Genomic DNA, 25,565 nt, shown 5'->3' with positions numbered 1-25,565 from the left:
TCCCTCCGCGCCGGATCCGGGGCCGGTCATCCGAAGCGCCGGGCGAGCGTGCGGAACAGGCCGGGGGCCGAGCCGCGTAGTCGTGCCGGGATCCGCAGCCAGGCCGGAACGTATGATTCGGCCAGGCCGCGTTCGACCGCCGCCAGGACGCATCGGGCCGCCCGCTCCGGTGTGATCGGCGCGGGCCAGGTCCGGTCGTAGGGTGCCCCTCGCCTGTGGAAGAACGGCGTGTCCACCACGCCCGGAAGCACCACCGACACCCCGATACCCGGGACCTGCCGCACCTCGTCCCGCAGCGCCTCCGCGAACACGAGAAGCCCCGCCTTCGCCGCCGAGTACACCGCCTCGCGCCCTACCCCGATCGCCCCCGCGATCGACGCCACGAACACCAGGTGCCCCCGTCCCGTCTCGATCATGTGGGGCAGCACCAGCCGGGTCAGGTGCATCGGCGCCGTCAGGTTGACCGCCACCAGTTCGTCCAGCGTGTCCGGCGGCATGTCCGTGAACGACCCCGCCCACCCCACGCCGGCGTTACTGACCAGCACATCGACCTTCCCCGCCCGCTCTGCCAGCAGCTCCGGGTCCTTCGTGACGTCGCCGACCACGGCCCGTCCCCCGGTCCGCGCGGCGACAGCCTCCAACCGCGCAGGGTCCCGCCCCACCAACACCAACTCGGCCCCCGCCGCCGCCATCACGCTCGCGGTAGCCGCCCCAATGCCCGAGGAGGCCCCCGTGACCAGCACCCGAGCCCCGTCCAGCCGCATAACCGCAGGCTAACCCCACACCCCCGCCCCTCCGAGCACCAGAGGACGCACGGCGTGCCTCCCACCGGCACCGCCGAGCTGATGCCACACCGCCATCTCACCCTGGTAGAGGGCTGGTGGGACACCTCAGCGGAGTTCCGCCACCACCCCAACGTCACCTGGGTGCCCCGCACCTACGTCATGGGCGCCCTGTACGAGCGGCACCGGCTGCTGCTCGTGCCCTCAACGGTCGAAGACGCCTACCCCCGCGTCATCGTGGAGGCCGGCCTCGCCGGGCTGCTGACCCTCGGATCCGCACGGGGCGGCATCCCCGAGGCGATCGCGGACCCCGCCCTCGTCGCCCCGCCAGACGATCCCGCCGCATGGATGGCCCTCATTGACAGCCTGACCCCGGAGCGGCTCGCCGGCGCCGGGCAGGCGGCGTGGCGCCGCGCCGTCCCCATGACCCGGCGGTGCCTTCCGGAACTGGCCGCGGCGGGCGTTCTCCCATGAGCGGCCCGCCCCTTAGTCAGCGGCGGGCGGTGAAGGCCACCGTGACCTGGTCGCGGCGGGAGGTCCACCAGTGCAACAGCCGCTCACCGGAGACCCACAGCTCGTCAGGGCCGTGGTCGCCTTTGTCATAGTGCCACTGCAGCTGCCAGAAGTCGCTCGCGCGTCTCCACCACAGCCGCCTGACCGCATCCGCGAGGTCGCCATCGTCGAGCGGCACCACCGCCCGGTACCCCGCGGTGAACGCCGCGACCAGGACCAGGTCCAGCCGCCCGTCGCTCGTGGTGAACTGCACCTGTGCCGTGCGGACGACCTCCTCGCCATAGGGGCGGACGGCGAGCCGATCCCAGTCGAGGATCGCGCTGACGTGGTCGTTGTCCCACAGCAGATTGAGCGGCTGGAAGTCGCCGTGAGTCCACCCCACCGGCCCGGCAGGGACCTCGTCACCGGGCCGCTCATCGGCGTGGGCGACCAAGAGTTCCTTGCGCTGTTCCAAGGCACGGGCGGCGGCGCGGTCGAATGTCTGAGGCTCATCCAGGACGGCGATCAGCTGGAGGAACCGTTCGGCTTCGGCCGCGGCCGTCTCCGGGGTGGTCACCCTCGCCCGCAGTCGTCCAGCCGGCGACTCCAGCCCTGTGCGACTGGCGGCTAGGGCCTGGTGGGTCCGCCCGAGCAGCCGACCAAGCTCGGCGGCCTCCTCGGCGGTCAAGTTCGAACCCTCACGGTGGACGCCGTGCGCCCAAGGCAGCAAGCAGTAGGCGCGCTCGTCGACCTCCAGCACCGAGTCTCCATGCGGCGTCAGGTGCGGCGAGCACACGGGCAGGCCGTCGGCCGCAAGGGCCCGCAGGACGTCCAGACTGCGGCGGGCTTTCGGCACCGGCACATCGACGAGCTCCTTGAGCGCGAACACTCCCTGCTGGGTCTCGACCCGCCAGTTACGGTTCATCATCCCCGAGGGCAGGTACGACACCGAGGACGCCTGTCCCAGGCCGAATCCTTGCATGACGTCGGCGAGCCGGCTGCCGGCAATGCCGCCACGCCCTGCTTTACCGGCGTCTGCTGGTTCACTCACCCCAGGATGCTATGCGACACCCTCGGAGCTGTCCGGGTCTTCGCCCCCAAACCAGCCCTCGCCTGAAAACGGGGGGTGGCCGCTATCTGAATCAGCGGCAGGGCCATGGCCTTCCCGACCGGCAAGCCGTTCTCACCGAAGTGCGAGAACCGGCAGGGCCCGATGAGCTCGATGATGGTCAGGGCCGCGGGTGCTCTGGCGAGGGCGGCGGGGCTGGTGCGGTCGGCGGAAGTGGAATCGTGCGCATCCATCGACGCGGTCTTCTCGGCGAGACGGTGGCTGAGCGACCCGGGGTCCGCCCAGCCCTCCTCCGGTATGCGATCCAGGGCTGCGGGCAGCGCGTTCTGGATGAGTTCCAGGACCGGTCGGCCGTTAGCCTCTCCTGGAGTCGTTCCACTCCCGGGAGTCGAGATCGTCCAGGACGCCGCCCACAGGTCCTGTGTCGGCGCGCCACGGCGGTTCGGGATCGTCCATCGAGGAACCTCCGGCGTCTCCGTCGGCGCCGGAGGTTCCGGGTGCCCGGAGTTCGCGCCCGAGTAGCGCGCGACGCCGGAACCCGTGCCGGATCCGTTGGTCGAGCCCACCGACCAGCCCTGCACCGCCGCCCAGTTGGGCTCGTTTCCGGTGATGGGGGCTGGGTGAACTCGCCGTTGATGACGTTGACCTGCACGGGCGCGTACGCGGCGTCCGGTGCGCTTCCCGCGTGCGCGGGGGCTGCGGCGGTGGCCAGCCCCAGGCAGAGGGAAACGGCGACGCCGGGCGTCCGGACGGCGGCGGGCCAGGCGCGGGTATCGCGGACGTGGTCTATGTGACGTATGTACGGTCCCTTCACGATGATCTCCACGGAGGTGAGTGCTCGGGCGGGCCGGGTCAGGGACGTTCGGCGGTGAGCACCATGTGCTCCTACAGCCGCGAGCCCGGCGGCACCGCGGCGAGCGGCGTCAGCAGCCCCGCGTCCGGGGCGATGGGCGCCAGCCGTCCCGGGTCGCCGGCGAGCCGCAGAGTCATGACCGCCACGCGGCCGTGTCGCGCGGTGTCAATCGCTGCTACGTTCCGTGACTTCGTGCTAATAAAGGGCTGCTGATCTTCCGACTGCTCCAGGGGGTTCGATGTCTCTCGTTCGTGCAGGTCAGGGCCTCGTTGTCGTCGCCACTCTGGTGGCGGGGCCGTTCACGGCGGCCTCGGCGGCGGCCTACACGGGGATAGTCGGCGGGCCCGAGGCCCCCGCCGCCAAGTTCTCCGCGACGCTGGTGGCCCGGCACAGCGGCAAGTGCCTGGACGTGTCGGGTGTGAGCACGGACGACGGCGCGAACGTCCACCAGTGGACCTGCATCAACGGGCAGGCCAACCAGGAGTGGACCTTCGTGGCGACCGGCGGTGACTACTACAACCTGCGCGCGCGTCCCACAGTGGGAAGTGCCTGGACGTGGCGGGCGTCAGCACCGACCAAGGGGCCAACGTCCATCAATGGACGTGCATCGACGGGCAGCGCAACCAGGAGTGGCGGCTCGCCTGAACCGGCCGCCGGGCGGCGGAGCGGGGAGGTCGCGAGGGTCGGTGCCTGCCTTCCAGGCTCGGTACTTGGCGGGCAGGCAGGTCGCGCACGGGCGGAAGCCGGCGGCGAGGGCGGTGTCCTCGTCCGCGAAGAAGACGCGGTCGCGAACGTACCCGCCGCGGGCGCGGGCGCGTGCGGCCTGGGGCACATCGACGGCCATCCGGGATCTCAACCGGGCCTTGAACGTCGGGCGCCCCGCGGGGTGATCGGGGTCGAAGAAGTTCACCCACGCCTGCCGGTAGGTCTTCAGCACCGCCTGAGCCGCCTGGGCGGGCAGCCGGCCCATCCAGTCGATCTCACGACGAGCCGCCCGGATCGCCTCGTCGCACTGCTTCAGCGTCGCGAACCGGCCCTGCCGGAAGGTGGCGTACTCGTGGAGCAGGTTCCACAGCGCGCGGGCGGTGTGCGCCTGGCCGTCCAGCACCGCCGCCTGGGCCGTGCTCAACTCCAGGCGGGCCACATGCGCCCGGGTCTGCTTTACCTTCTCCACACCGTGATCGTATCGTTTCGTTGCGTCACCGGGAGGGAAACCGAACCCTGATGTGCGCAGCGGGCGGCATGTCGTGCACAGTCTCCACGCCCATGCCGATTTGGTGTTCGTCACGAAGTATTAACTCGTTGAAGGGGGTTTCGGCTCGGATGCTGCGCAAGGAGCTCGGCGCCCACGTCCGCAAGTACCTGCAGGGTGATCATTTCTGGTTCGGCTCCTACTTCGCCGGGTCGGTCGGCGGGGCCGCGCTGACCGTGCTCAAGCAGTACATCGAGCAGCAGAAACGACCGGTCTGATCGGGGTGGACGCCGGCTCGCCTGGCGGCGACAATCGGCTGTTCTTGCCCCGCTACGCGGGACGGTCCGCTTCACCCCCGGCCTGAAGGCCGGAGCACTACGGACGAAACCGGTAGATCTTGTTGCGCCGGTGCCCGCCGAGCGTGCCGGCGACCGGGCTCTCGTACGGCCTGCGGTCCGGGCCCAGCAGGGTGTACGTCTTGGCGTCCGTTACGGGGGAAGTCGGGTGCGGTTCGCGGTGGTGTTGGGTCGCAGGGGTGCGGGTCATGCGGCGGTTTCCAGGGTGAGGAGGAAGTGTTTGGCCTCGGCGCCTCCGGCGTACTGGCCGGCGGTGCCGTCGGAGCGCACGACCCGGTGGCAGGGCACGACGACGGGCAGCGGGTTGGTGGCGCAGGCCGTGCCGACGGCGCGGACCGCCCGGGGGCTGCCGGCGGCCGCCGCGACCTGGGCGTAGCTCTCGGTGTGGCCGTAGCCGATGTCGCGTAGGTGCGTGAGCACCGCGAGCCGGAATCCCTTGGACAGCCGCCAGTCCAGCGGGAGGTCGAACCGGGTGCGCCGACCGGCGAAGTACTCGTCGATCTGCCGGCTCGCCTCGTCCAGGCGGCGCGGGGCGTTCAGGATGCGGGGGCTGATGCTGCCCGCGAGGTTCGTCAGGACGGCGTCGTGGTCCTGGACGGCGAAGGCGACCTTCACCAGGCCCTCGTCGGTGGCGGCGAGTAGAAGGTCGCCGACGGGGGTTTCCAGGGTGCGGTAGGCGACGTCGAGGATCCCCTCGCGCTGCGCCTGGTCGGCGAGCCGTTCGCGCAGCCGGGCCATCGCGGGCCCGTCCTGCGCGGGGATCGCCGCGAGCAGGCTCCCGGGCCGGGGAGCGGACGGAGTCGTCATCGTGCCACTTCCTTTCGTGCGAAGTTCTCGGGCTTTCGCGCGGGCTCTGTGGGACCGGCGCCGCCCACATCACCCGGGCCGCCCACGCCACCCGAGCTGCCCGCATCACCCCGGCTGCCTGTACCACCTGGGCTGCGAGGATTCTCGGGACCGCCCGGTTCGCCGGGGGAGTCGGGGTTGTCGGGATGGGTGGGATAGGTCGTGCGTAGGGTTTTGATGCCGTCGGCCGCGGCTCTGCGCGCGGCGTCCACCGTCCCGCCGAAGAGGGCGGCGACGTCCTTGTACGGCAGCCCGGCGAGGTAGTGGTAGGCCACCGCCTGCCGCTGCCGGGTGGGCAGTGCCTTGAGCGCCTGCCACAGGTCGCCGTCCCAGTCCTCGGGCCGTCCGGTGCGGGCGGGCCGGTCCGGCAGTGCCTCCACGGGGGTGGGACGGCGGGCGGCGGCGCGGGTGGCGTCGATGGCCTTGCGGTGGGCGACCGTCACCAGCCACGCCTCCATGTTCGCGTCGGGCGGCAGGTCCGGGTACGCCTTCATGGCCGAGAGGAAGGTCTCGGACCAGGCGTCCTCGGCGTCATGCGGCCCGAGGACGGCCCGGCACACGCGCAGCACTACGGGGCCGTACTCGGTCACGATCTGCTCGAAGGGTCGTCGCATGGTCACATCCTGGGGAGTTCCGGCCCGGCGAGGCGTGAGATCGCCCCGCGAAGTGCTCCGAGCCGCCGCCGGAAGGTCTATGGAGCGGTCAGAACATTCCAGGTGGTCCGGAATCTTCCGCGCGCCAGAACAGCGGCTCCCGCAACAGCGGCTCCGGGAACGGTGGCTCCTGGGATGGCGGCCGTCGGAGCGGCGGCCTTCAACTTGGCCTTCAGGGAGGCCCTCAAAGTGGGCTTCAACGTGGCCTTGAAGAGCGCCTGGCAGAGCGGCTTGAAGGGTGGTCTTCAGAACAGTCTTGCCGCCTTCCGTTCGGCCGGTTCCTCCAGGTCGAGCAGGTAGCGCTTGCGCTCCAGGCCGCCCGCGTACCCGGTGAGCGAGCCGTCCGCGGCCACCACCCGGTGGCACGGGGCGATCACCGAGACGGGGTTGCGGCCGCACGCCGCGCCGACCGCCTGGGCCAGGGACACATCCCCGAGTTCCCGCGCCAGGTCCCCGTACGTCCGGGTCTCGCCGAACGGGATCTCCTCCAGCAGCTTCCACACCTGCCGCTGGAACTCGTTCCCGTGGGCCGCGAGGGGCAGGTCGAAGGCGGTCCGCTCGCCGGCGAAGTATTCGGCGAGCTGCCGCCGGACCTCGTCGAAGTCCGACCCGTCGCGGGCGCCGAGATCCTCGGGCTTGGGTCCGCGCTGGTGCCGCTCGAAGTACAGCCCGCACAGCACGCCGTCCTCGGCGACGGCGGTGAGGTCGCCGATCGGTGACGCGATGACCGTATGGGTCCTTGCCATGATCGCGTGGTGCCTTTCCGGTGGGTTCACGGGGTCGCCGGCGCGGCCCCACACCCCGTAGACGCCGGGCGTCCCGGAAACGTGAGATCGCCGGAGGCCGGACGTCGCCCCCGGTCCGGGGGCGTGCGCGATGCCGTAGTCGCGGGCGAAGCGGCGGGCCTCCGCGGCCGATCCGCGCGCGGCTTGTATCGCTGCAAGGGGTGTCCCTGCTGCATGCGGCTGCGGCCGGAGACGATCCATAACCGGCGTGGCGTGGTGGTGCGGTTCGCGGCGTTCGTGCGCTATGACAAGCATGGCCAACCGGTCCTGCAGGGGGTGGGACGGGGACAAGGGCGGAGCGGCGGTCCCTGCCGCCGCACGCCGCGCGGCGCTTCGCCGCCCTGGAGGAGTCCCAGTCCCGCTCGACCGCCCGCCGTTACATCAGCTGACCTGTTGCCCGGGGAAGCCGGGCGGGAAAGGGGCCGCGACGGAGGGCGGGTTGTGTGCGATACCCCTTGCGGCGCTGGGGTAAAGGCATTGAAATAGCGATGAATGACCATGCTTGTCAGTAAGTGTCAGAGAGCGGCTCGTCACACGGCCACAATCGACGCCACCGCCGCAGGACCGCGCCCACCGACGCGGCTTGGATACGCCATCGGCGCGCCATCGGGAGGAAAGGTGGTGTTGATGCGCCACGCGGGGGTGCTCGACGTCGGGTGCCACAGCGCGCTGCTGACCGTGGTCCGGCGGCCGGCCGAGGACGCCGGGCTGGAGACGGTGACGTCCCGCAAGGTCCGCCTCAGGCTGCAGGAGATGCTCGGCCCGGACGGGCGGGTGACCGAGCGCGGGGTGCGCAGCCTGCAACGGGCGGTCGCCGAGGCGATGTGCACGGAAGGCGGGACGCGGGTGCCGGAGGTCTCGGAGGTGTTCGCGTTCGCCACCTCCGTCATCCGGGACGCGCCCAACCGCGACGAGGTGATCGCCCGCATCGCGAAGGCCACCGGCACCCGGCTGCGCGTGCTGCCCGCGTTGGAGGAGGCCCGGCTGGCGTACGTGGCCGCCCGCCAGTGGGCCGGCCCGCCCGCCGGCCGCCTGCTGGTGCTGGACATCGGCGGTGGCACCGTCGAGGTCGCCTCCGGCTCCGCCGAGCAGCCCGCGACCGTGCACTCCCTGCCGCTGGGCGCGCGGACGGTCACCCGCCGGTGGCTGCCCGGCGGCGTCGCCCGCTCCACCGGGCATCTGCGCGAGGTGCGCAGGAGCCTGCGCCAGGCCTTCGCCGAGGTGCCGGGGCTGCCGTCGGCGGTGCCCGGCGGGCGCGTGCTCGCGTGTTCCAAGACGTTCCGGCAGCTCGCCCGGCTCGGCGCCGCCCACTCCGGTCCGCCCGCCACGCGCCGCCGGCTCACCGCGCGGGCCCTGCGCGCGTCGCTGGCGCTGCTGGCCCGCACCGAGCCCGGCGACCGTGGCCGGCTGCCCGGCATCAGCGCCCACCGCGCTGAGCAGTCGCTGGCCGGAGCGCTGGTCGCCGAGGCCCTCATGCGCGCCTGCGGCGTCACGCGCGTCGAGATCTGCCCGTGGTCCACCCGCGAAGGCCTTCTGCTTGAGCGCCTCGGCGAGGCCCACCGCCTCGGCCCGCCAAGGGAGGCCGCCGCTTGGCGTGGCGCGTCCGCTAGTCCCGCGTAGCGCGTCCGCTAGGCCCGGCCGGTGGAGGCGGCGCGGCCGAGCAGGTCGAGGGCCCGCTGGACGGTGGCGATCTCGTCGTCGTCGAGCCGGGCGAGGGCTCCGGCGAGCCAGGTGCGCCGGTCGCGCAGCCGCAGGGCGGTGTCGACGCCCTCGGGGGTGGCGACGATGAGCTTGACGCGGGCGTCCCTCGGGTCGGATCGCCGTTCGACCAGGCCGAGGGCGACGAGCCGGTCGGCCTTGGCGGTGACGTTGGAGGGGTCACAGCCGAAATGGTGGGCGACCTCGCCCATCGACATGCCCTGGACGGCGAAGCCGAGCACCCGCGCCTGGGCCTGAGTGAGCCCTTCCGCCTCGGCGGCGCGATCGAAGTCCAGCAGGTACTCGCCGACGAAGCCGAGCATGGCCGCGCGCACCGAGGCCAGCGCACCGTCGGGCATGTCGACCAGCCGGGCCTCCACGGTGAACGGGCGCCGGCCGGGCAGGTCGTGGCAACGACGTGACGCCATCATTGGTCGACCCCTCATGTTTCCTCGTGGCAGGGGCTCCGCGCGGGCCGTGCCCCAGTGATCGGCCCGCGCGGAGGTGGAGGCCGTCGCCCGGATCGCTCCGGGCGTCAGCCGTAGGCGTTGGTGACGTAGACGGCCTGGCTGATGTTGTCGACGTACTTCAGGACCCCCTGAGTGCGTGATCGGCGGAGCCGGATCCGGTTCGTCCGTGCATGGCCAGCATCCCCGGGGCGGCTTGACACGGGCTTGCCGCCGCGCGCCGGGCCGGTCGGGGACGCGCGGACGTCGCGCGCGGAAGCGTCAAGGGCTTGTCAAGGCGCGGGCCGGATGCTCCCGGTGGCCATCTTGTGGCCTGCCAGACGAGGAGGATTCCAGATGCGCAGAGTTCGCATCACCCGGCGACCGCCGGACGCCGAGGCCGCCGTGCCCCGGCGACTTCGGACGACGATCACACCACGCGAGCACCCTCGATTCCGCGCCCTGGCCGTCGGCGTCGTCACCCTCGCGGTGACGGCCGGCCTCGGCATGACCGGCGTCGCGGACGCCGCGCCCCGCGAGGACCCCACGACCCCGGCCGCGGCCCCGCCGAAGGCCGCCGAAGCCGTCACGACCGTCGCCGAGGCCCGCCGGGACGAGCTCCTGCGGCCGGGCTGGCGGGCCTCCGGCGACACGGCCTGGACCACGTCCGGAGACCAGGACGGGCTGCACGTCCTGACCGCCACCGCGCGGTCCGGCTACACGTGGCGGACGATCGCGACCCTGTCCGAGCCCGGCTTCGACGCCGACCAGTGGATCGGCAACGCCTGCCTCACCGAGTCCGGGCGGCGGCTCGTCGTGACGTACGGGCCGAGGACGTTCACCAACAAGACCGAGCTGTTCGGCAAGGGCGGGTTCGTCGCGGTCGTCGAGCTGGACACCGGCGCGGTGCGGAAGGTGGACGCGCAGTCGTCGCTCGCCTACTTCAGCCCGGGGTGCGGCAGCGGCGAGTCGGCGGTCCTGTCGCAGTTCACGGAAAGCGACGAGGGCAAGCAGGGGAAGACGCGGCTGACCAGGATCGACGCCGCGTCCGGACGGCTCGGCACGGCGGCCGTCATCGACGGCCAGCTGACCTCCGCCCTGCCGGTGGGCAAGGAGATCGTCGCCGCCGACAACGGCAGGGTCGTCCGGGTCGATGGGCAGGGACGGCGGCGCGCGCTCGCACCCGCGCGCGGGGTGCCGTTCGAGCTCGCCTACAACGGCGACGGCGTCGTCTACATGGACCGGAACGGCGGCGACGCCCGGCTGTGGCGCTCCGACCTCACCGGAAAGACGGCCAAGCTGGCCGAGGGCGACCTGACCGCGCTCGGCGTCGGGCGCGGCGCCGGGGGACGGGTGGCCGTCTTCGGCAAGCCGGCCCGCGTGGAAGCCCTGCCCGACCGCGTCACCCGGGTTGACGCGCCGGTGACGGCGGCGCTGTCCAGCGACGCCGAGGTGACGCTGACCCGCGTCGGGTACACCACCGACCCCCGGCTGAGCGCCCCCACCGGCGCCCGCGCGGTCGAGATCAGCGCGACCGTCGCCGCGACGGGCAAGCGGCTCGACTTCCACTTCACCCCCGCGACCGGCGGCGACGGCGCGGGACGGGCCACGCACCCGAAGCTCCGCGCCTCCGGACCCGGCCCGCAGGCCACACTGGACGCGAAACCGGACGTGAAACCGGACGCGAAGGCCGGAGCGGACGCGCAGGCGAAACCGGACGCGCAGGGCGGCGCCCGGACCCTCGCCGCGACGCCGTCGCCGACCTCGCCCAGCGACGAGGAGGGCAGCTGCGCGGTCCCGCGCAACGACCCGCGCATCCAGGTCTACCAGCCCAAGCCCCGGCAGGTGGAGTGGGCGGTGGACCAGGCGGTGATGGGCGTGCTGAACGTCACCCGGGAGGCCAACTGGAAGCAGTCGGGGCTGCCCTCGTACACCCCGCAGGGCATGTTCCCCCCGGCGAAGCTCGCCGGCTACCCCGACAACCACGTCCCGCCGCAGGTGATGCTGGGCATTCTCGCCCAGGAGTCGAACCTGTGGCAGGCGACCGGCAAGGTGCTGCCGGGCGAGACGGGCAATCCCCTCATCGGCAACTATTACGGCCGAAAATCGGGGACCGCATCCGAATGGGAGATCAACTGGAGCAAGGCCGACTGCGGGTACGGGGTCGGGCAGGTGACCGACGGCATGCGCAAGCCGGAGTTCCCCCGATTCGATGGTGAGCAGCAGTTGCCGGCGATCCAGCAGAAGGCCATCGCGGTGGACTTCGCCGCGAACATCGCCCGGTCGCTGCGCATCCTCCAGGACAAGTGGAACGAGGTCACCGCCGCTGGCATCGCCCTCAACAACGGGCACCCGGCCGGGCTGGAGAACTGGTACTTCGCGATCTGGGCGTACAACAGCGGCTTCCACGCCCAGGGCGGGCCGGGTGAGCCGTGGGGCGTGGGCTGGGGGAACAACCCGATCAACCCTCTGTTCAAGGCCACCCGCCTCCCGTTCCTGGACGCGACCTACGACGACGCGCGGAACCCGCAGTGGTGGCCGTACCAGGAGAAGGTGCTGGGCTGGGCCGGGCACCCGATCACCTCGCTGGAGGCGCCGGACACCTTCGTCGCCGGGTACCGGGCCGCGTGGTGGACCAGCAGCGAGGCGCGGTTCTACGTCTCGCCGCTGCGGAGGGACATGTTCTGCAATGCCAGCAACGACTGCGACCCGGCGGTGAAGTTGCCCCCGCAGGACCCGGACGTGATCAGCGATCCGGCGGGCCCGTGCATGCACGTCGGTCCCCGGGGACGTGACCTCAAGTGCTGGTACCACCAATCGGCGAGCTGGAAGAGGCCCGACTGCCTCGACTGCGGCAACGAGGTGCTGCGGTTCGACCCCGGGTACGCCTACCAGGCGGACGGCAACAGCTATCCGCCCGTCTGCGCGAACACGCTGGGCGTGCCGGCGTACATCGTGGACGACGTGGCCGACTCGGTGCCGTCGGTGCAGCCGGCGCAACCGGGCGGCGGGCAGTGTCATCCGAGTAACAACAACGGGACGTTCAGCCTGCGGTTCGCCGGAGAGACGCAGAACGGCGTCCTGCGGTATCCAGGGAAGATCGACTTCCATCAGTCCAGCGGAGGGTACGGCAGCCATTTCTGGTTCGCCCACGCCCGCCAGGACCCCGGCGGCATGTGGGTGTCCGGGACCTGGACCATGGACCGGTCGTACACCGGGTGGATGCGGGTCATGGTGCACATGCCCGACCACGGCGCGCACACCCAGCAGGCGAACTACAAGATCTACACCGCGAACGGGGTGAGGACGCGGGTCATCCCCCAGCGGACCCTGCAGAACCGCTGGGTGTCCCTCGGCGTCTTCCCGTTCAACGGCGTCCCCAAGATCGAGCTGACCAACCAGACATACGTCGAGTCGTACACCGGCGAGCACGACCCGCTGGACACGACCGAGGACGTCGCCTTCGACGCCGCCGCGTTCGTGCCGCTCCCCGGCAAGCCGCGCAACGTCGTCGTAGCCCTCGGCGACTCCTTCTCGTCCGGCGAGGGCAGCGGCAGCCTCGGCAGCCTCGTCGACCCCGGCGACCCCTACCTCGCGGGGGTGAACTTCTACCCCGAGAGCGACAACAACGGGTCCAACGGCTACCGCAACGCCTGCCACCGCTCCAAGCAGGCCTGGTCCCGGGTCGGGGTGATGGGCGACTCCCCCGACCGGATCGGCGTGCGCGAGGACCGTCTCGACGCGAACATGGACTACCACCTGCTCGCCTGCTCCGGCGCGGAGAGCGAGCAGCTCCTGCCGTACCTGACGGCGCCCGGGGACCATCCGTATCCCACCAACGGGGACGGGGAGCGCGGTGCCCCCAGGTTCCGCGAGCCGTCCCAGCTCGACCGGGGGTTCCTGGACGAGAACACGACCCTGGTCACGCTCAGCATCGGCGGCAACGACGCCAGGTTCGCCGACGTCGTCGAACAGTGCCTCTACAAGTCCACCCCGGTCTCCTGCGAGCAGTCGACGCTGGACAAGGACACCGAGCCTCTCGACACGGCGACCCGGCGGCGGATCGACGTGAACGTCCCCCTGTCCATCAAGAGCGTCCTTACGGAGGTGCACAAGCAGGCGCCCAACGCCAAGATCCTCGTGATGGGGTATCCGAAGCTGCTCCCCATCGACACCATCTTGCCGCCGATCTGCACCATCCGGACCGCCGGCATCCAGCCGAGCGAGCGCAGGTGGCTCTCCGACATGGCCGAGTTGATGCGCACCCGGCAGCTTGAGGCGTTGTCGGACTTCAACAACTCCGTGCACGGCAACTGGGCGTACTTCTCCGACCCCATCGACGAGTTCACGGACAAGGACATCTGCGGGGCGCCCCCGGGCATCAACTGGCTGGTGCCGGTGAAGGACCCCGGAGACAGTCCGAGCAGGCCCGTGTCCTCCGAGTCCTTCCACCCGAGCATCTTCGGGCAGGGGCTCTACGCGGACTCGATGAACGAGACCCTGCGCAGGATGGGCCTGTGATCTGACCCTGCCGGGTCCGGGGTGGGAGCGGAGCCCTCCGCTCCCACCCCGTGCGGTTCACCGGGCGCGTCACGCGGCCGTGGCGGCCAGCCTCTCGTGGACCAGCGCCATGTCCGGGTGGTCGAGCTCCTCGAAGACGTCGAGGGCCTGACGCCACACCCGGCGGGCGCCGGGGTCGTCGCCCGCGTCGCGCAGCACGTCGCCGAGCCGCACGAGCGTGTCCGCCTCGAAGTAGCGTTCGCCGACCTTCCGGAACAGGTCCGCCGCGCGCTCGTAGCACGAGGCCGCCTGGGCGAGGTCGGGCAGCTTCTGGTACGCCAGCCCGAGCCCGTCGAGCGTCGCGGCCTGCCCGTGGGGGTCGCCGGTGCGCTCGAACAGCAGCAGCGCCTCCCCGCAGTAGTGGATGGCGTGCTCGGGCTCGCCGAGCAGGGCGTGGCTCTGGCCGACCGAGTTCAGCGCCCGCGCCTCCTCCACCGGGTCGTCGATCAGCCTGACCAGGTGAAGCGCCTGCTCGGCGTTCTCCAGCGCCTCCTGGTAGCGGTCCTGCACGCCGTAGAGCCAGCCGAGGTTGTTGTAGCAGCCCGCCTGGCCGCGCACGTCCCCGAGCTCGGTGAACAGCTCCAGCGCGGCGCGCAGGTCGGCCTCCGCCGCCGGGAACACCTTCATCTGCGTGTACGCCGAGGCGAGGTCGCGGTGGCACAGGGCCTGGCCGGCATGGTCCGCGACGCGGCGGGCGGCGTCGAGGGCGACGGTCTCGGCCTTCGCCCACTCGTCCCAGAACCCGCGCCGGTCGAGGAAGTCGACCATGGTCCACGCGAGCCGCCAGGTGTGCGCGGGGAAGCCGGTCTCCGCCGACCAGGGCACCATCGCCTGCAACACCGGGCGTTCCACGGCGAACCAGGTCATCGCGTCCTCGTAGTCCACGTGCGGCTCCGGGGACGCCCCGGGGACCGGCGGCGACAGGCGCAGCGGGTCCGGGCGCGGGTTGATCAGCATCGCCGCCGCGTGCGCGGTGTGCAGGTAGTGGTCGAGCAGCCGGTGCGGGGCGGCGCGGCGCTCGGCCGCACCGTGACGGGCGGCGAGCTCCTTGGAGTAGGCGCGGAGCAGGTCGTGCAGGCCGAACCGCCCGGGGACGTGCTCGGCGACGAGGTGGGCGGCGGCCAGTTCGGCGAGCAGTTCGCGGGCCCGGCCGTGCGGAAGCCCGGCCAGGGCGGCGGCGGCCCGCGTGGAGATCTCCGGCCCCGGGTGCAGCGCCAGCAGGCGGAACAGGCGCGCGGCCGGCGTGCCGAGCGTGCGGTACGACCAGGAGAACACGCCCCGCACGTCCGTCGCCCGGTCGTCCCCGGCGAACGGGTCGAGTTCGGCGCGCGCGCCGCGCACCTGCGCGACGAGCCCGGCCAGCGGCAGGTCCGGCTCGGTCGCCGCGCGCGCCGCCAGGACGGCGAGGGCGAGGGGTAGCCGCGCGCACAGCGCGATCAGCTCGTCGGCCGCGTCGCCCTCGGCCGCGAGCCGTGACTCGCCGAGGCGAGAGGCCAGCATCTGCCGCGCCTCTCCGGGCGAGAGCAGGCCGATCGTGAGCGGCTGCGCGCCTTCGGCCGCGACGAGCCCCGCGAGGGGATCGCGGCTGGTCACCACCACCAGGCACCCCGCCCCGCCGGGCAGCAGGGGACGGACCTGCTCGGCGTCGCGCGCGTTGTCGAGCACCACCAGCACGCGCCGTCCCGCCAGAAGGCTGCGGTACAGCCCGACGAGCGCGTCCAGGTCCTGCGGGATCCGCTCGGGCGGGGTGTTCAGCGCGCCCAGGAACCGGCGCAGCGCGTCGGCCGGGTCCACGGGCGCGGCGCCCGGGTCGAAGCCGCGCAGGTTCACGTAGAGCTGCCCGCCCGGGAAGCGGTCCCGCACCTGGTGGGCCCAGTGGACGGCCAGCGCCGTCTTGCCCACCCCGGCGGTCCCCGACAGGCAGGCGACGGCCATCGACCCGGCCTCGGCGAGGACGGCGTCGAGCCGGGCGACCTCGGCCGCGCGCCCGACGAAGCGCGGCACGTCCGGCGGTAGCTGCGCGGGCACCGGCGGGCGGACGCGCACCACGGCGGGGGCGGCCGGTTCCGGCGCGCGGGGGTGGAGCGAGGCGTCCCCGCCGAGGATCCTCTCGTGCAGGCGGCGCAGCTCCACGGTGGGCTCCAGGCCCAGTTCGCGGCCGAAGTGCGCGTGCGCGCTGCGGTACACCGCCAGCGCGTCGGGCCGGCGGCCGTCGCGGTACAGCGCCAGCATGTACGCCCGGATCAGCTTCTCCCGTACGGGGTGCTGCCGCACCAGGTCGGCGAGCTCGGGCAGGAGTTCGCGGTGCCGGCCGCAGTCCAGCTCGGCCTCCAGGCAGGATTCGAGCGCGGACAGCCGCAGCTCCTCCAGCCCGAGGCCGACGCGGTCGCGCATCCGCTCGGTGGCCACGTCCGCGAGCAGCGGGCCACGCCAGTAGGACAGGGCCTCGCGCAGCAGCCGGGTCCGGTCGCCGGGGTCGGCCGTCCGGCGGGCCTGGCCGACGCGCTCCCTGAACCGGTGCACGTCGACCGCGGCGGGGTCGGTCTCGGCGAGGTAGCCGTCGCCGCGGCGCAGCAGCCGGAACCCCCGCGCGCCGGAGCGGTCCGGGTCCAGCGTGCCGCGCAGCCGCGCGACGTGGCTGTGCAGGACGCCGCGCGCGTTGTCCGGCGGGTCGTCGTCCCAGAGCAGGCTCAGTAATCGGCTGACCGGGACGGCCCGGCCGGTGTCGAGCAGAAGCAGTCCGAGCAGGCATCGTTGTGCCCGCCGCCCTAGAGTGAACTGGCCGTCGGCGTGCCAGACCTCGATGGGGCCGAGGAGCCGGAAATCCATGCTGACCTCCCCGCCCGCCTGACGCCCGCTCCCGTAGGGCGGCGGCGGGCCATCGATGTTCCTCGACTGTGGCGGGCCACACTCTATTCGCGCTTAACGAATTCTTGAGCCTCTCCACTTGTCCTGGTTAGCTGGTGCGCGCAATCAGATGAATCGGGGCAATCCGGCCTCTCAGGAGTGGACGGGCCATGGCACAGTTGCGTGCTGGGTTCGGTCGAGCTGTCGACGGCCACGCACGCGGTGGATCTCGGGCCGCGCAAGCAGCAGGCCGTCCTCGCGGCGCTGCTGGTGGACGCGGGCCGTCCCGTCCCCATCGAGAAGATCATCGATCGGGTCTGGGGCGACGCGGCGCCGACGACCGCGCGCGGCGCCGTGCACAGCTACATCACCCGGCTGCGCCGCGCCCTGGCGGAGGCCAACGCCGCCGACGGCGACGACCTGTCCGTGGAGTACCAGTCCGCCGGGTATGTCCTGCACGCGCCGCAGGACCAGGTCGACCTGCACCGGTTCCGGCGGCTCCTCGACGAGGCCAGGGCTACGCGCGGCGACGACCCGGGCCGCGCCGAGCTGCTGTGGCAGGCGCTGGGCCTGTGGCGAGGCCAGCCCCTGACCGGCCTGACCGGCGCGTGGGCCGAGGCGGTGCGCCGCGAGGCGTCCCGGCGCCGCCTCGGAGCCGTGCTGCGTCCTCGAGCAGCAGGGCAGCCACGCGGAGAGGCGCGGCCCGGAAACGGCCAGTGGAGGCCCGGTCGCGGGACGGGCCTCCACTGGCACGGGAAGGTGGATCTCAGGTGGGCCACGACCGTGGCCGGTGGGTCGCCGGGCGTTACTTGACCGCCCGGATGCCCACGATGGTGGGGTTGGTCCGGAAGTCGTCCCAGAAGGTGTCGGCGGGGTCGGCGGGAACGGTGGCGGGGACGAGTTCCACGGAGCGGAAGCCCGCGCCGCGCAGGGCGGCGACGATGGGTTCCTCCTCCCAGAAGCAGGCCTGGAACGTGATGGGCGGGTCCACGTGCGCGGTGACCGTCAGCTCCTTCCCGCCGGGGAAGTCCGCGTCGGGACGGTGGGTCAGCCCGTACTTGGTGGCCTTCGGACCGGCCCAGTCGAACCGGGGGTTCATCTCCACGCCGACGTACATGCCTCCCGGGGCGAGGTTGTCGTAGGCGGCGCTCGCCATGGCCGACAGGTCCAGCGGGTCGCGGGCGTAGCAGAGCAGCCAGACCGCCGTGACGAGGTCGAACCGGCCCGCGACGCCGAGCAGGCGGGCGTCGCAGGCCCGATACCGGACGCCCAGCGGCTCGCGCGCCTCGGCACGCCCGGCGGCGGCGACCATCTCCTCGGAGATGTCCACCCCGAGCACCGAGGCCGCGCCGGCGCGGGCGAGGATCCTGCTGTACCAGCCGGTCCCGCACGCCAGGTCCAGCACCGACCGGCCCGCCACCTGCGCGGTGAGCGCCTCGAAGGTGGCCCGCTCCGGCCCCCGCGCCAGCGGCATCTGGTGCTTGAGCCGCTCGTACGATTGGCCGATGTCGTCGTACTGGGTACGCATCACGCCGCCCGGTGAGCGGCGGCCCGGTCGCGGACCGCGCCGACGAGGTCCTGCCTGGCGTAGCTTTGTGCGTTGTAGAGGGAGCGCAGCGGGTCGCGGATCTTGCGCCTGCCGTGCATGAGCCGGCTGTTGTCCACCAGCGCGACGTCGCCCGCATGCCAGTCGATCTCGTCGGTCTCCAGTTCGGTGGCCTCGATGATCTGGCGCATGAGCATGGCGTCCAGCGGCCGGCCGTCCTCGAACTCGATCGCCGGGGGCTCGTAGTTCACCGATGGGGTCAGGATGCTGTTGGCGAACGCGATGTCCGGGCCGAACAGCGTGGTGTGCGCGGCGTAGGTGTAGTACTTGTAGTGCACCGATCCGTCGGGGCGGAGCTGGTACTTGACGTCCATGTCGTCGTCGGTCACCGCGAACAGGTCGTCCAGGGTGACCTGGTCGGCGGTCTTGGCGCCGTCCAGCAGGCGCACGACGAGGTTCTTCCACTTGTCCTCGGGCATCGGCCGGGCGAAGGTGACGCGTGTGGACAGGAAGAGTTCCTGGGTGGGTTCGGGCAGGTGCCGCCAGGCGTACCGCCCGTCGCAGATGGTGGTCTGCGAGCCGGTCTTGGCGGGGGTCTCGCAGTAGAACCACACCAGGTCCGGCACCCACGGCGTCGCGCCGTTCTCCATGTGCAGGCCCTGGGGCACCAGCCCGGCCTCGATCTTCTGCGCGACGTTGCCGCCCGCGAACTTGCGCGCCGGGTCCAGGGTGATGCGCGAGGAGATGCTCTGGATCAGCGCGGAGAAGGTGGTCGGGTCGGATTCGAAGCCGCGCAGCAGGACGTACCCGTGTTCGGCCAGCGCGGTCAGCAGTTCGACGCGGTCGATGGTGTCGAACCCGGCGCGGTTGCCGGTCGTGACGACCAGTCCCTTGCCGTCGGTGTGGTCGGTCGTGGCGAAGCCGTCCAGCATGTCTCAAACCTCCACGAGATCGAATCGGCCGGTGGCCAGAGCTTCCTTGATTTCCTTGCGGCGGGGTCGTCCGGTGACGGTGAAGAACTCGGCGTAGAAGGTCTCGTCGGCCTCGACCAGCGCGGCGCTGCCGACCTGCTCGATCTCCGAGAGCACCTCGGCGTTGACGTGGCGTATCTCGGCGAGCGCGGTGGCCCGGTCGGCGCCGCGCCTGAGGACGAAGACCGCGATCAGCCGCTCCATGTTGTCGCCGAAGACGGCGGCGGCCTCGATGCTGGGGCGGCTCTTGTACTGCGCCTCGACCCATTCCGGGCTGACGTTGCGCCCGTTGGAGGTGATGATGATGTTCTTGAGCCTGCCGGTGATGGTGACGTAGCCGTCGGCGTCGATGTCGGCGATGTCGCCGGTGTGCAGCCAGCCCTCGGCGTCGAGCGGGAGGGCGGTCGGGTCGTCGGATCCGAGGTAGCCGGTGAGCAGGGACGTGCTGCGGATCAGCAGCTCGCCCGAGTCGGACCTGCGGACCTCGACGTGGCGCAGGGGCTTGCCGACCGTGCCCAGGCGGACCAGCCCGGGGCCGTTCAACGTCGCGACCGAGCCGTTCTCGCTCAGGCCGTACGCGACGTACACCGGCAGGCCGCGGTCCCACATGTCGCGCAGGACCTGGTCGGACACCGGGGCGCCGCCGCTGAACAGCAGCATCGGGTCCTCCCGGCCGTACACCGCCAGCGACAACTCGCGGGTGGTCGCCTCCGGGGTGGTGCGGGCGCGCGCCGCGATGGACTCCACGAGGGACGGCGGCACCAGCGACACCGTGGGCCTGGCCGTGGCGAGCAGCCCGCGGACCTGTTCGACGTCGCCGCCGGCGGTGCCGAGCGGCTTGACCTGCTCGGGCAGGAACACCACCGTGCCGCCCGCGAGGAAGGTCAGGTAGACGGCGAACACCTGCTCGACCAGCAGACTCAGCGGCACGACCGAGACGTACCGCTGCCACGCCTCCACGCCGACCCGGCTGGTGATGGAGTCGATCAGGTCGTCCACCGCGCCCCTGCGGAGCATGACGCCCTTCGGGGTGGAGGTCGTGCCGGACGTGTGCACGATCTTGCAGATGGCGTGCTCGTCCAGGGCGGCGGCCTCACGGACCCTGGTGGCGATCTCGTCCGGGTCATGTCCTCCCTCGACGGTGACGGGGATGATCTCGCAGCCCTCGGGCAGGATCTCGCTCTCGCCGCCCCACTCGGCCAGGCGCTTACGCCCCTGCTCGTCCACCAGGCAGACGATCGAGTGCGACAGCAGGTGGCGGGCCTGGTCACGGCCGAAGGCGATCGGGATGGGCACCGATCGCACGCCGGTGAGCAGGCAGGCCAGGTCGCCGACGATCCCCTCCACACCGTTGCCGGTGAGGATGCCGATCGTGCTCGTGCCGGTCTCCCGCCCCCGTGCCGCGGCGACGATCGCGTCGCCCGTGCGGACGGCCGCGCCGAGCACGGTCCCATAGGTGTGCAGGCGTGGCGGGCCGGATAGCTGCAGTTCCTCGACGGCCACCGTCTCCAGTGAGCCGAGGCGGCCGAGGGCATGGTCGAGCCAGCGCATTGGCGGACTCCTTTCGTGCGGTCGGATATCGACGCTGTGGCGGGAATTTCTCTAGCCGGTGGCTTGGAGAGCGATGGTCTGCTCGCAGTGGAGGATCCCGGTGCGGGGTTTCGTGGAGTAATAGGTGCCCCAGTCGGCGGAATGCGTCGCGGCCAGATCGGCGCGACGGGCGTTGGTCAGGGTGTGGAAGTCCCAGCCCGCGGCCCTGGCGAGGGCGTGGAGTTTCTGGGTGAGGGTGGACAGCAGGAATTCGTAACCGAGGTGACGGGCGATCCGCGGCAGTCCGCGCAGGAGGACCATGCCGGCGCCAGGGTAGAAGGAGGCGAGTGGGCCCATTTCGGCGATGGCGCCGCGCTGGACGGGCGTGCCGGGTGCGAGGCCGGTGCAGGCGTGTTCGACCGGGACGTCCAGGTAGTTCTCCGACAGGAGCCTGCGTCCGGCGGCGGAGGTGAGCCCGGCGACGCCCAGCGTGCCGTCGGAGGTGGGCGAGGGGCCGCCGCCGTCCCAGACGATGACGAACAGGTCGGGGCGGGGGTCCACGACGGCGCCGTAGTGGTCGAGGTACTTGCGCTTCACGCGGTCGACGCAGATCTGGTAGGTGGCCGTGCCTGGGTGGGCGAACCCCGTGTGGAGGCGGAGCGGGGCAGAAGGGCCGGGACGGGTCGTCTCCGCGGGGGGCGCGGGCACGAGCGTGGACAGGGAATCGGTTCCAGTGCTGATCGTTGTTTTCGAGTTCACCGCTCACCTCCATTCCTAAACGCGACCACTCCCGATATCGGCCGCATCGACAGACTTGCATTCGCACGACAGCGGCGGCTTCTTCAAAAGTGCTATGCAGCAAGCTGACAACTGATCAACCGTCGATATTCGATATTGGCAGGAAGCTGACAGACCCCCCGGTTGTGGACGCGGCTAGTATGTCCGCGCCTGCCATATCGGGACACCACTTTTCGAGTAATCGGGCCGTCCGAAATGGGATACTCGCTGGTCAGTGGCAGTGTGACTCTCTTTGGTCGCGACAAGCGCGCCGTGCGCGGGGTAAATGCGTTCGGGTAAGTGGAATTACCGGCGGAGAATATCGGGCGACAGGGCGACCCGTGTGCCGATCGGGGAATAGGTGCCCGGATGCGAAATCAAGGGCCCCGACAAAGGCTGTGGCGCCACCGGATCATTACGTGTGGCGCTCCGGCCCGTTAACGGACCGGAGCGCCACGACGTCGCCCTGGTGAAACCAGGACGGCGGCTCGGCCCGGTATCGTGCGGCCGCCGAGGAGACCCCGTACGCGGCGAGACGGGCGATATCCGCGGCGAGACGTGGAACGGCCCCGGGGCAGGGAGCGCCCCGGGGCCGTGGTGGGTGGTCAGACCGATCGGGAGGCGGTGCGGGGGCGCTCCGCGTGGACGCCCTCGCACCGCCTGCCGGTCACCGCGCGGTCCAGCGCTGCGCCCCGGTTCCGTTGCACTCGTACAGCTGCACCAGCGTCCCCCTCTCGGTCCCGCCGCCCGTCACGTCAACGCACTTGCCCGACCCGGCGCCCACGACGCTCCCGTCGGTGTTGAACGTGAACTTCTGCGCCGTCGTCCCGTTGCACGCCCAGATCTGGATCTTCGTGCCGTTCGCCGTACCGTTGCCGCTCACGTCGAGGCAGCGGTTGCCGTAGACGCGCAGCTCGCCGGCCGCGGTGCGGGTCCATTGCTGGCTGCTCTTGCCGTGGCAGTCCCAGATGTGCACCTGCGCGCCCTCGTTGGTGACGGCCCCCAGGACGTCCACGCAGCGGCCGGACTGGGGGTTGAACACCGAAATGGCCGTGCCCACCGGCGGGACGGTCACCTCGGTCAGGCTGCCCGGCACGGACTGCAGCGCGGCGTACCAGCGCGCCGCCATCTTGTCGTAGCCGCCCTGGTTGGGGTGCACGCCGTCGGCGAGGTCGGCGGTGGTGAAGCCGGTGTGCATGTCGACCAGGTGGGTCCTCGGCCCCTTCTGCGCGACGACGCCGGGGACGGCCGCGTTGAACGCCTGGATCCGCGACTCGGACGTCTGGTCGGCGGCCGGTGTGATCTGCGCGACGAAGAGCTCCACCATGGGCTCGGTCGCCCGGATCTTGTCGATGAGCGCCGACAGCCGGGCCGGGGCATTGGCGACGTCGTAGTTCTGTGTCATGTCGTTGGTGCCGATGTGCAGCAGGATCGTGCGGGGCATGTAGCTGTGCAGCCAGCCGACGATGTTCGCGTCGATCTGGTCGATGCGCCACCCGCTGTGGCCCTCGTGGTCGTGGTCGCCGAGGGGCGCGGGCCCGTTGAAGCCCGACCCGACGAAGTCGACGGTGTGGCCTCCGGCGGCCATCCGCTGCCACAGGTTGATCCGGTAGCCGCCGGGCACGTTGAAGCCGTCGGTGATGGAGTCGCCGAGCGGCATGACCCGCACGCCACCGTTGGACTCGGCCTGGGCGGGGACGGCGGATGCCATCACCGTGCCGAGGGCGGCGGCGAGCCAGAGCACGGCGGCGCAGAGCAGCCTGAATGTACGTCGCATGCTGATCCTTTCGGCCGCGCCCATGCCGAACTCGGCGGGCCGCGTGACGACCGCGACCTGCCGGACCGGGGGAAGTGGGCGCGTTGGGAGAGGGGGGTGGAAAGGCGTGCCGAGCGTGGCGCTCGACGTCGCAGCAGGGCGCCATTGACCGGCTACATCGAACATGGCACGACAATTACCATCGAAAATCAACATTGATCAGATGTCAACGTCCGGTTAACGCGGTCCGATCCCAGAACCGCCCTCAATCACCCAAACCATCCGACCGCCCCGCCAAGCCCCGACTTCGCTCAGCGAGGAGCGTCGAGGGCGAGGGTGAGCTCGTTGAGGTATCCGACCGCCCCTTTTGTGGGGTCCTAGCGTTCGTGATCTGGTCTCGTCGAACTCTGGTGTCCGCTTGACCTGACGCAGACCCGGGCAGGCGGGCGGCGAGCATAGCGTGAAGGCATGCCAGCAGTGAGGGGCGAGGCGCCGGCGGAGGGGTTCGCCGGGCGCTACCTGCCCATCGCCGAGCACGGGCTGATCGGGGACCTGCGCACGGTCGCGCTCGTGGGCACCGACGGCACCATCGACTGGTACTGCTCGCCCCGGTTCGACGCCCCCAGCGTGTTCGGCTCGATCCTCGACGCCCGCCGGGGCGGGGCGTTCGAGCTCACGGCGGACGTGCCGTCCACCACCCGGCAGTTCTACTTCCCCGACACCAACGTGCTGATCACCCGGTTCCTCGCCCCCGACGGCGTGGGCGAGGTGCAGGACTTCATGCCCATCCCGGACGATCCCCGCGAGGCGAACCGGCACCGGCTGATCCGCCGTGTCGTCTGCGTGCGCGGCTCGCTGCCGTTCCGGGCCCGCGTGGCCCCCCGGTTCGGATACGGCACCGAGCCGCACACCCTGCGGCTGGAGCCTGGGGGACCCGAGGGGCCCGGGGGGTACGGCCAGGCCGTCTTCGAGGCCCCGTCCATGGGCATGAACCTGGTCGCCACGGTGCCCCTGGAGGCTGACGGCGCGGACGTGCGGGCGCGGTTCAAGCTGCGGGAGGGCGAGACCGCCGTGTTCGCCCTCGACCGGATCGACGCGTCGGTCGCGCCGCGCGGATGCCCGATCACCGAGGCCGACGAGCAGTTCACCGCCACGGTCGCCTACTGGCGGCGCTGGCTCGCCAACTCCCGGTACCGGGGCCGGTGGCGCGAGATGGTGCACCGCTCCGCGCTCACGCTGAAGCTGCTCACCTACGCCCCGACCGGGGGCATCGTCGCCGCGCCGACGAGCAGCCTGCCCGAGCGGATCGGCGGCGGGCGCAACTGGGACTACCGGTACGTGTGGATCCGCGACGCCGCGTTCGGCGTGTACGCGCTGCTCAGGCTGGGGTTCACCGAGGAGGCGGAGGCCTTCATGGGCTTCCTGTCCGAGCACGTCACCCTCTGCGACGAGGGCCCCTCCGGCCCACTGCAGATCATGTACCGCATCGACGGGAGCCGGGAGATCCCCGAACAGGAGCTGGACCACCTGGAGGGCTACCAGGGCTCGGCCCCCGTCCGCGTCGGGAACGCCGCCGCCGGCCAGCTCCAGCTCGACATCTACGGCGCCCTCATCGACTCGATCTACCTGTACGACAAGTGGGGGCAGCCGATCTCCAGCGACCGCTGGGACGAGCTGTGCGTCCTGGTCGACTGGGTGTGCGATCACTGGGACCAGCCCGACGAGGGAGTCTGGGAGACGCGCGGCGGTCGCCATGACTTCGTGTACTCGCGGCTGATGTGCTGGGTGGCGATCGAACGGGCGATGCGCATGGCCGCCCACCGCGGCCTGCCCGCCGACATCCCCCGCTGGCGGCGGGCCCGTGACCAGATCTACCGGCAGATCATGCGCCGCGGCTGGTCGCCCCGGCTGCGGGCGTTCGCCCAGTACCTCGACGGCGACATCCTGGACGCCTCCGTCCTGATGATGCCGCTGGCCAAATTCGTCTCGCCCACCGACCCCAAGTGGCTGTCCACCCTGGAGGCGCTCGGTCGCGTGCTGGTGTCGGACTCGCTGGTCTACCGCTACGACAGCCAGGCCAGCCCCGACGGGCTGACCGGCACCGAGGGCACGTTCTCGATCTGCTCGTTCTGGTACGTCGAGGCGCTCGCCCGCGCCGGGCACGTGGACGAGGCGCGGCTGGCGTTCGAGAAGATGCTCACGTACGCCAACCACGTCGGCCTGTACGCCGAGGAGATCGGCCACACCGGCGAGCAGCTCGGCAACTTCCCTCAGGCGTTCACCCACCTGGCCCTGATCAGCGCCGCCTTCAACCTGGACCAGGCCCTCGGCTGAGCCCCGCCGGGATCCGGACCGTCACCGTGAGACACGGGCCCGCGCCGGTCGGACGGGTGTCAACAGCCGATG

Annotated in this window: 20 protein-coding genes and 2 pseudogenes; 8 read left to right on the top strand and 14 right to left on the bottom strand. The window is 71.6% G+C overall.

Annotation, left to right across the window (positions count from 1 at the left end):
- Window positions 1-26: 26 nt before the first annotated feature.
- Window positions 27-764: an SDR family NAD(P)-dependent oxidoreductase gene (locus AB0M95_RS00370; RefSeq protein ID WP_363757694.1), complete on the bottom strand. Its 738-nt coding sequence runs from the start codon at window positions 762-764 to the stop codon at window positions 27-29.
- A 54-nt stretch (window positions 765-818) separates the two neighbouring features.
- Between AB0M95_RS00370 and AB0M95_RS00365 the strand changes: the two genes are divergently transcribed.
- On the top strand, window positions 819-1,256 hold the full coding sequence (locus AB0M95_RS00365; RefSeq protein ID WP_363757692.1) for a glycosyltransferase: 438 nt from the start codon (window positions 819-821) through the stop codon (window positions 1,254-1,256).
- A 16-nt stretch (window positions 1,257-1,272) separates the two neighbouring features.
- Here the strand turns inward: AB0M95_RS00365 and AB0M95_RS00360 are convergent, their stop codons facing one another.
- Window positions 1,273-2,325, bottom strand: coding sequence for a phosphotransferase (locus AB0M95_RS00360; RefSeq protein ID WP_363757690.1), 1,053 nt, complete (start codon window positions 2,323-2,325; stop codon window positions 1,273-1,275).
- Window positions 2,322-2,909, bottom strand: coding sequence for a hypothetical protein (locus AB0M95_RS00355; RefSeq protein ID WP_363757688.1), 588 nt, complete (start codon window positions 2,907-2,909; stop codon window positions 2,322-2,324). The genes AB0M95_RS00360 and AB0M95_RS00355 overlap by 4 nt, the downstream gene beginning before the upstream one ends.
- Window positions 2,910-3,434: 525 nt before the next feature.
- Between AB0M95_RS00355 and AB0M95_RS00350 the strand changes: the two are divergent.
- The 3 genes and pseudogenes from AB0M95_RS00350 to AB0M95_RS00340 all read left to right on the top strand — a co-directional run.
- Window positions 3,435-3,722, top strand: a pseudogene (locus AB0M95_RS00350) (RICIN domain-containing protein); the annotation flags it as partial.
- Window positions 3,723-3,751: 29 nt separating this feature from the next.
- Window positions 3,752-3,841, top strand: coding sequence for a hypothetical protein (locus AB0M95_RS00345; RefSeq protein ID WP_363758393.1), 90 nt, complete (start codon window positions 3,752-3,754; stop codon window positions 3,839-3,841).
- A gap of 581 nt (window positions 3,842-4,422) precedes the next feature.
- Window positions 4,423-4,666: pseudogene (locus AB0M95_RS00340) on the top strand (transposase).
- 97 nt (window positions 4,667-4,763) lie between these two features.
- Here AB0M95_RS00340 and AB0M95_RS00335 read toward each other — a convergent pair.
- The 4 genes from AB0M95_RS00335 to AB0M95_RS00320 all read right to left on the bottom strand — a co-directional run bounded on the left by AB0M95_RS00335 (window position 4,764) and on the right by AB0M95_RS00320 (window position 6,989).
- Window positions 4,764-4,934: a hypothetical protein gene (locus tag AB0M95_RS00335; RefSeq protein WP_363757686.1), complete on the bottom strand. Its 171-nt coding sequence runs from the start codon at window positions 4,932-4,934 to the stop codon at window positions 4,764-4,766.
- Window positions 4,931-5,551, bottom strand: a complete 621-nt coding sequence (locus tag AB0M95_RS00330) for a methylated-DNA--[protein]-cysteine S-methyltransferase (RefSeq protein ID WP_363757684.1) — start codon at window positions 5,549-5,551, stop codon at window positions 4,931-4,933. Before AB0M95_RS00330 ends, AB0M95_RS00335 begins: the two co-directional genes overlap by 4 nt.
- On the bottom strand, window positions 5,548-6,204 hold the full coding sequence (locus AB0M95_RS00325; protein WP_363757682.1) for a sigma-70 family RNA polymerase sigma factor: 657 nt from the start codon (window positions 6,202-6,204) through the stop codon (window positions 5,548-5,550). Before AB0M95_RS00325 ends, AB0M95_RS00330 begins: the two co-directional genes overlap by 4 nt.
- Window positions 6,205-6,488: 284 nt before the next feature.
- Window positions 6,489-6,989: a methylated-DNA--[protein]-cysteine S-methyltransferase gene (locus AB0M95_RS00320; RefSeq protein ID WP_363757680.1), complete on the bottom strand. Its 501-nt coding sequence runs from the start codon at window positions 6,987-6,989 to the stop codon at window positions 6,489-6,491.
- A gap of 666 nt (window positions 6,990-7,655) precedes the next feature.
- Here AB0M95_RS00320 and AB0M95_RS00315 point away from each other — a divergent pair.
- Entirely contained in the window at window positions 7,656-8,648 is a 993-nt protein-coding gene (locus tag AB0M95_RS00315; protein ID WP_363757678.1) for a hypothetical protein, read from the top strand.
- Between the two features lie 8 nt (window positions 8,649-8,656).
- Here the strand turns inward: AB0M95_RS00315 and AB0M95_RS00310 are convergent, their stop codons facing one another.
- Window positions 8,657-9,157 (bottom strand): MarR family transcriptional regulator, encoded by a 501-nt coding sequence (locus AB0M95_RS00310; RefSeq protein ID WP_363757676.1) that lies wholly within the window; start codon window positions 9,155-9,157, stop codon window positions 8,657-8,659.
- Window positions 9,158-9,529: 372 nt separating this feature from the next.
- On the opposite strand from AB0M95_RS00310, the gene AB0M95_RS00305 reads away from it, so the two are divergent.
- Complete coding sequence (locus AB0M95_RS00305; protein WP_363757674.1) at window positions 9,530-13,693, top strand: hypothetical protein; 4,164 nt, start codon at window positions 9,530-9,532, stop codon at window positions 13,691-13,693.
- A gap of 69 nt (window positions 13,694-13,762) precedes the next feature.
- Here the strand turns inward: AB0M95_RS00305 and AB0M95_RS00300 are convergent, their stop codons facing one another.
- A complete protein-coding gene (locus AB0M95_RS00300; protein WP_363757672.1) occupies window positions 13,763-16,561 on the bottom strand; it encodes a BTAD domain-containing putative transcriptional regulator in 2,799 nt (932 codons plus the stop codon).
- Between the two features lie 201 nt (window positions 16,562-16,762).
- Here AB0M95_RS00300 and AB0M95_RS00295 point away from each other — a divergent pair, with 201 nt between their 5' ends.
- Entirely contained in the window at window positions 16,763-17,392 is a 630-nt protein-coding gene (locus tag AB0M95_RS00295) for a winged helix-turn-helix domain-containing protein (protein ID WP_363757670.1), read from the top strand.
- Here AB0M95_RS00295 and AB0M95_RS00290 read toward each other — a convergent pair.
- The 5 genes from AB0M95_RS00290 to AB0M95_RS00270 form a co-directional block, all read right to left on the bottom strand.
- Entirely contained in the window at window positions 17,385-18,107 is a 723-nt protein-coding gene (locus AB0M95_RS00290; protein WP_363757668.1) for a class I SAM-dependent methyltransferase, read from the bottom strand. The two genes, AB0M95_RS00295 and AB0M95_RS00290, sit on opposite strands and share 8 nt — an antisense overlap.
- Entirely contained in the window at window positions 18,107-19,057 is a 951-nt protein-coding gene (locus AB0M95_RS00285; protein ID WP_363757666.1) for a TauD/TfdA family dioxygenase, read from the bottom strand. Before AB0M95_RS00285 ends, AB0M95_RS00290 begins: the two co-directional genes overlap by 1 nt.
- A 3-nt stretch (window positions 19,058-19,060) precedes the next feature.
- On the bottom strand, window positions 19,061-20,647 hold the full coding sequence (locus tag AB0M95_RS00280; protein ID WP_363757664.1) for an AMP-binding protein: 1,587 nt from the start codon (window positions 20,645-20,647) through the stop codon (window positions 19,061-19,063).
- A gap of 51 nt (window positions 20,648-20,698) precedes the next feature.
- Complete coding sequence (locus AB0M95_RS00275; protein WP_363757662.1) at window positions 20,699-21,385, bottom strand: thermostable hemolysin; 687 nt, start codon at window positions 21,383-21,385, stop codon at window positions 20,699-20,701.
- Between the two features lie 685 nt (window positions 21,386-22,070).
- Window positions 22,071-23,180, bottom strand: coding sequence for a ricin-type beta-trefoil lectin domain protein (locus tag AB0M95_RS00270; RefSeq protein ID WP_363757660.1), 1,110 nt, complete (start codon window positions 23,178-23,180; stop codon window positions 22,071-22,073).
- Between the two features lie 447 nt (window positions 23,181-23,627).
- On the opposite strand from AB0M95_RS00270, the gene AB0M95_RS00265 reads away from it, so the two are divergent.
- Window positions 23,628-25,493 carry a glycoside hydrolase family 15 protein gene (locus AB0M95_RS00265; RefSeq protein ID WP_363757658.1) on the top strand — a complete coding sequence of 622 codons (1,866 nt, stop codon included), beginning with the start codon at window positions 23,628-23,630 and terminating at the stop codon, window positions 25,491-25,493.
- The last annotated feature ends 72 nt before the right edge of the window (window positions 25,494-25,565 follow it).

Origin of the sequence: Sphaerisporangium sp. NPDC051017 (assembly GCF_040683095.1) — a bacterium.
Lineage (GTDB): Bacteria > Actinomycetota > Actinomycetes > Streptosporangiales > Streptosporangiaceae > Sphaerisporangium.
This window is presented reverse-complemented; position numbering and strand designations above follow the sequence as displayed.

What these genes read in the sequence shown, in the direction of transcription:
- AB0M95_RS00370 (WP_363757694.1), bottom strand. Translation starts at nt 764, where the DNA reads ATGCGGCTGGACGGGGCTCGGGTGCTGGTCACGGGGGCCTCCTCGGGC.
- AB0M95_RS00335 (WP_363757686.1), bottom strand. Translation starts at nt 4,934, where the DNA reads ATGACCCGCACCCCTGCGACCCAACACCACCGCGAACCGCACCCGACT.
- AB0M95_RS00330 (WP_363757684.1), bottom strand. Translation starts at nt 5,551, where the DNA reads ATGACGACTCCGTCCGCTCCCCGGCCCGGGAGCCTGCTCGCGGCGATC.
- AB0M95_RS00325 (WP_363757682.1), bottom strand. Translation starts at nt 6,204, where the DNA reads ATGCGACGACCCTTCGAGCAGATCGTGACCGAGTACGGCCCCGTAGTG.
- AB0M95_RS00320 (WP_363757680.1), bottom strand. Translation starts at nt 6,989, where the DNA reads ATGGCAAGGACCCATACGGTCATCGCGTCACCGATCGGCGACCTCACC.
- AB0M95_RS00315 (WP_363757678.1), top strand. Translation starts at nt 7,656, where the DNA reads ATGCGCCACGCGGGGGTGCTCGACGTCGGGTGCCACAGCGCGCTGCTG.
- AB0M95_RS00310 (WP_363757676.1), bottom strand. Translation starts at nt 9,157, where the DNA reads ATGATGGCGTCACGTCGTTGCCACGACCTGCCCGGCCGGCGCCCGTTC.
- AB0M95_RS00305 (WP_363757674.1), top strand. Translation starts at nt 9,530, where the DNA reads ATGCGCAGAGTTCGCATCACCCGGCGACCGCCGGACGCCGAGGCCGCC.
- AB0M95_RS00300 (WP_363757672.1), bottom strand. Translation starts at nt 16,561, where the DNA reads ATGGATTTCCGGCTCCTCGGCCCCATCGAGGTCTGGCACGCCGACGGC.
- AB0M95_RS00290 (WP_363757668.1), bottom strand. Translation starts at nt 18,107, where the DNA reads ATGCGTACCCAGTACGACGACATCGGCCAATCGTACGAGCGGCTCAAG.
- AB0M95_RS00285 (WP_363757666.1), bottom strand. Translation starts at nt 19,057, where the DNA reads ATGCTGGACGGCTTCGCCACGACCGACCACACCGACGGCAAGGGACTG.
- AB0M95_RS00280 (WP_363757664.1), bottom strand. Translation starts at nt 20,647, where the DNA reads ATGCGCTGGCTCGACCATGCCCTCGGCCGCCTCGGCTCACTGGAGACG.
- AB0M95_RS00270 (WP_363757660.1), bottom strand. Translation starts at nt 23,180, where the DNA reads ATGCGACGTACATTCAGGCTGCTCTGCGCCGCCGTGCTCTGGCTCGCC.
- AB0M95_RS00265 (WP_363757658.1), top strand. Translation starts at nt 23,628, where the DNA reads ATGCCAGCAGTGAGGGGCGAGGCGCCGGCGGAGGGGTTCGCCGGGCGC.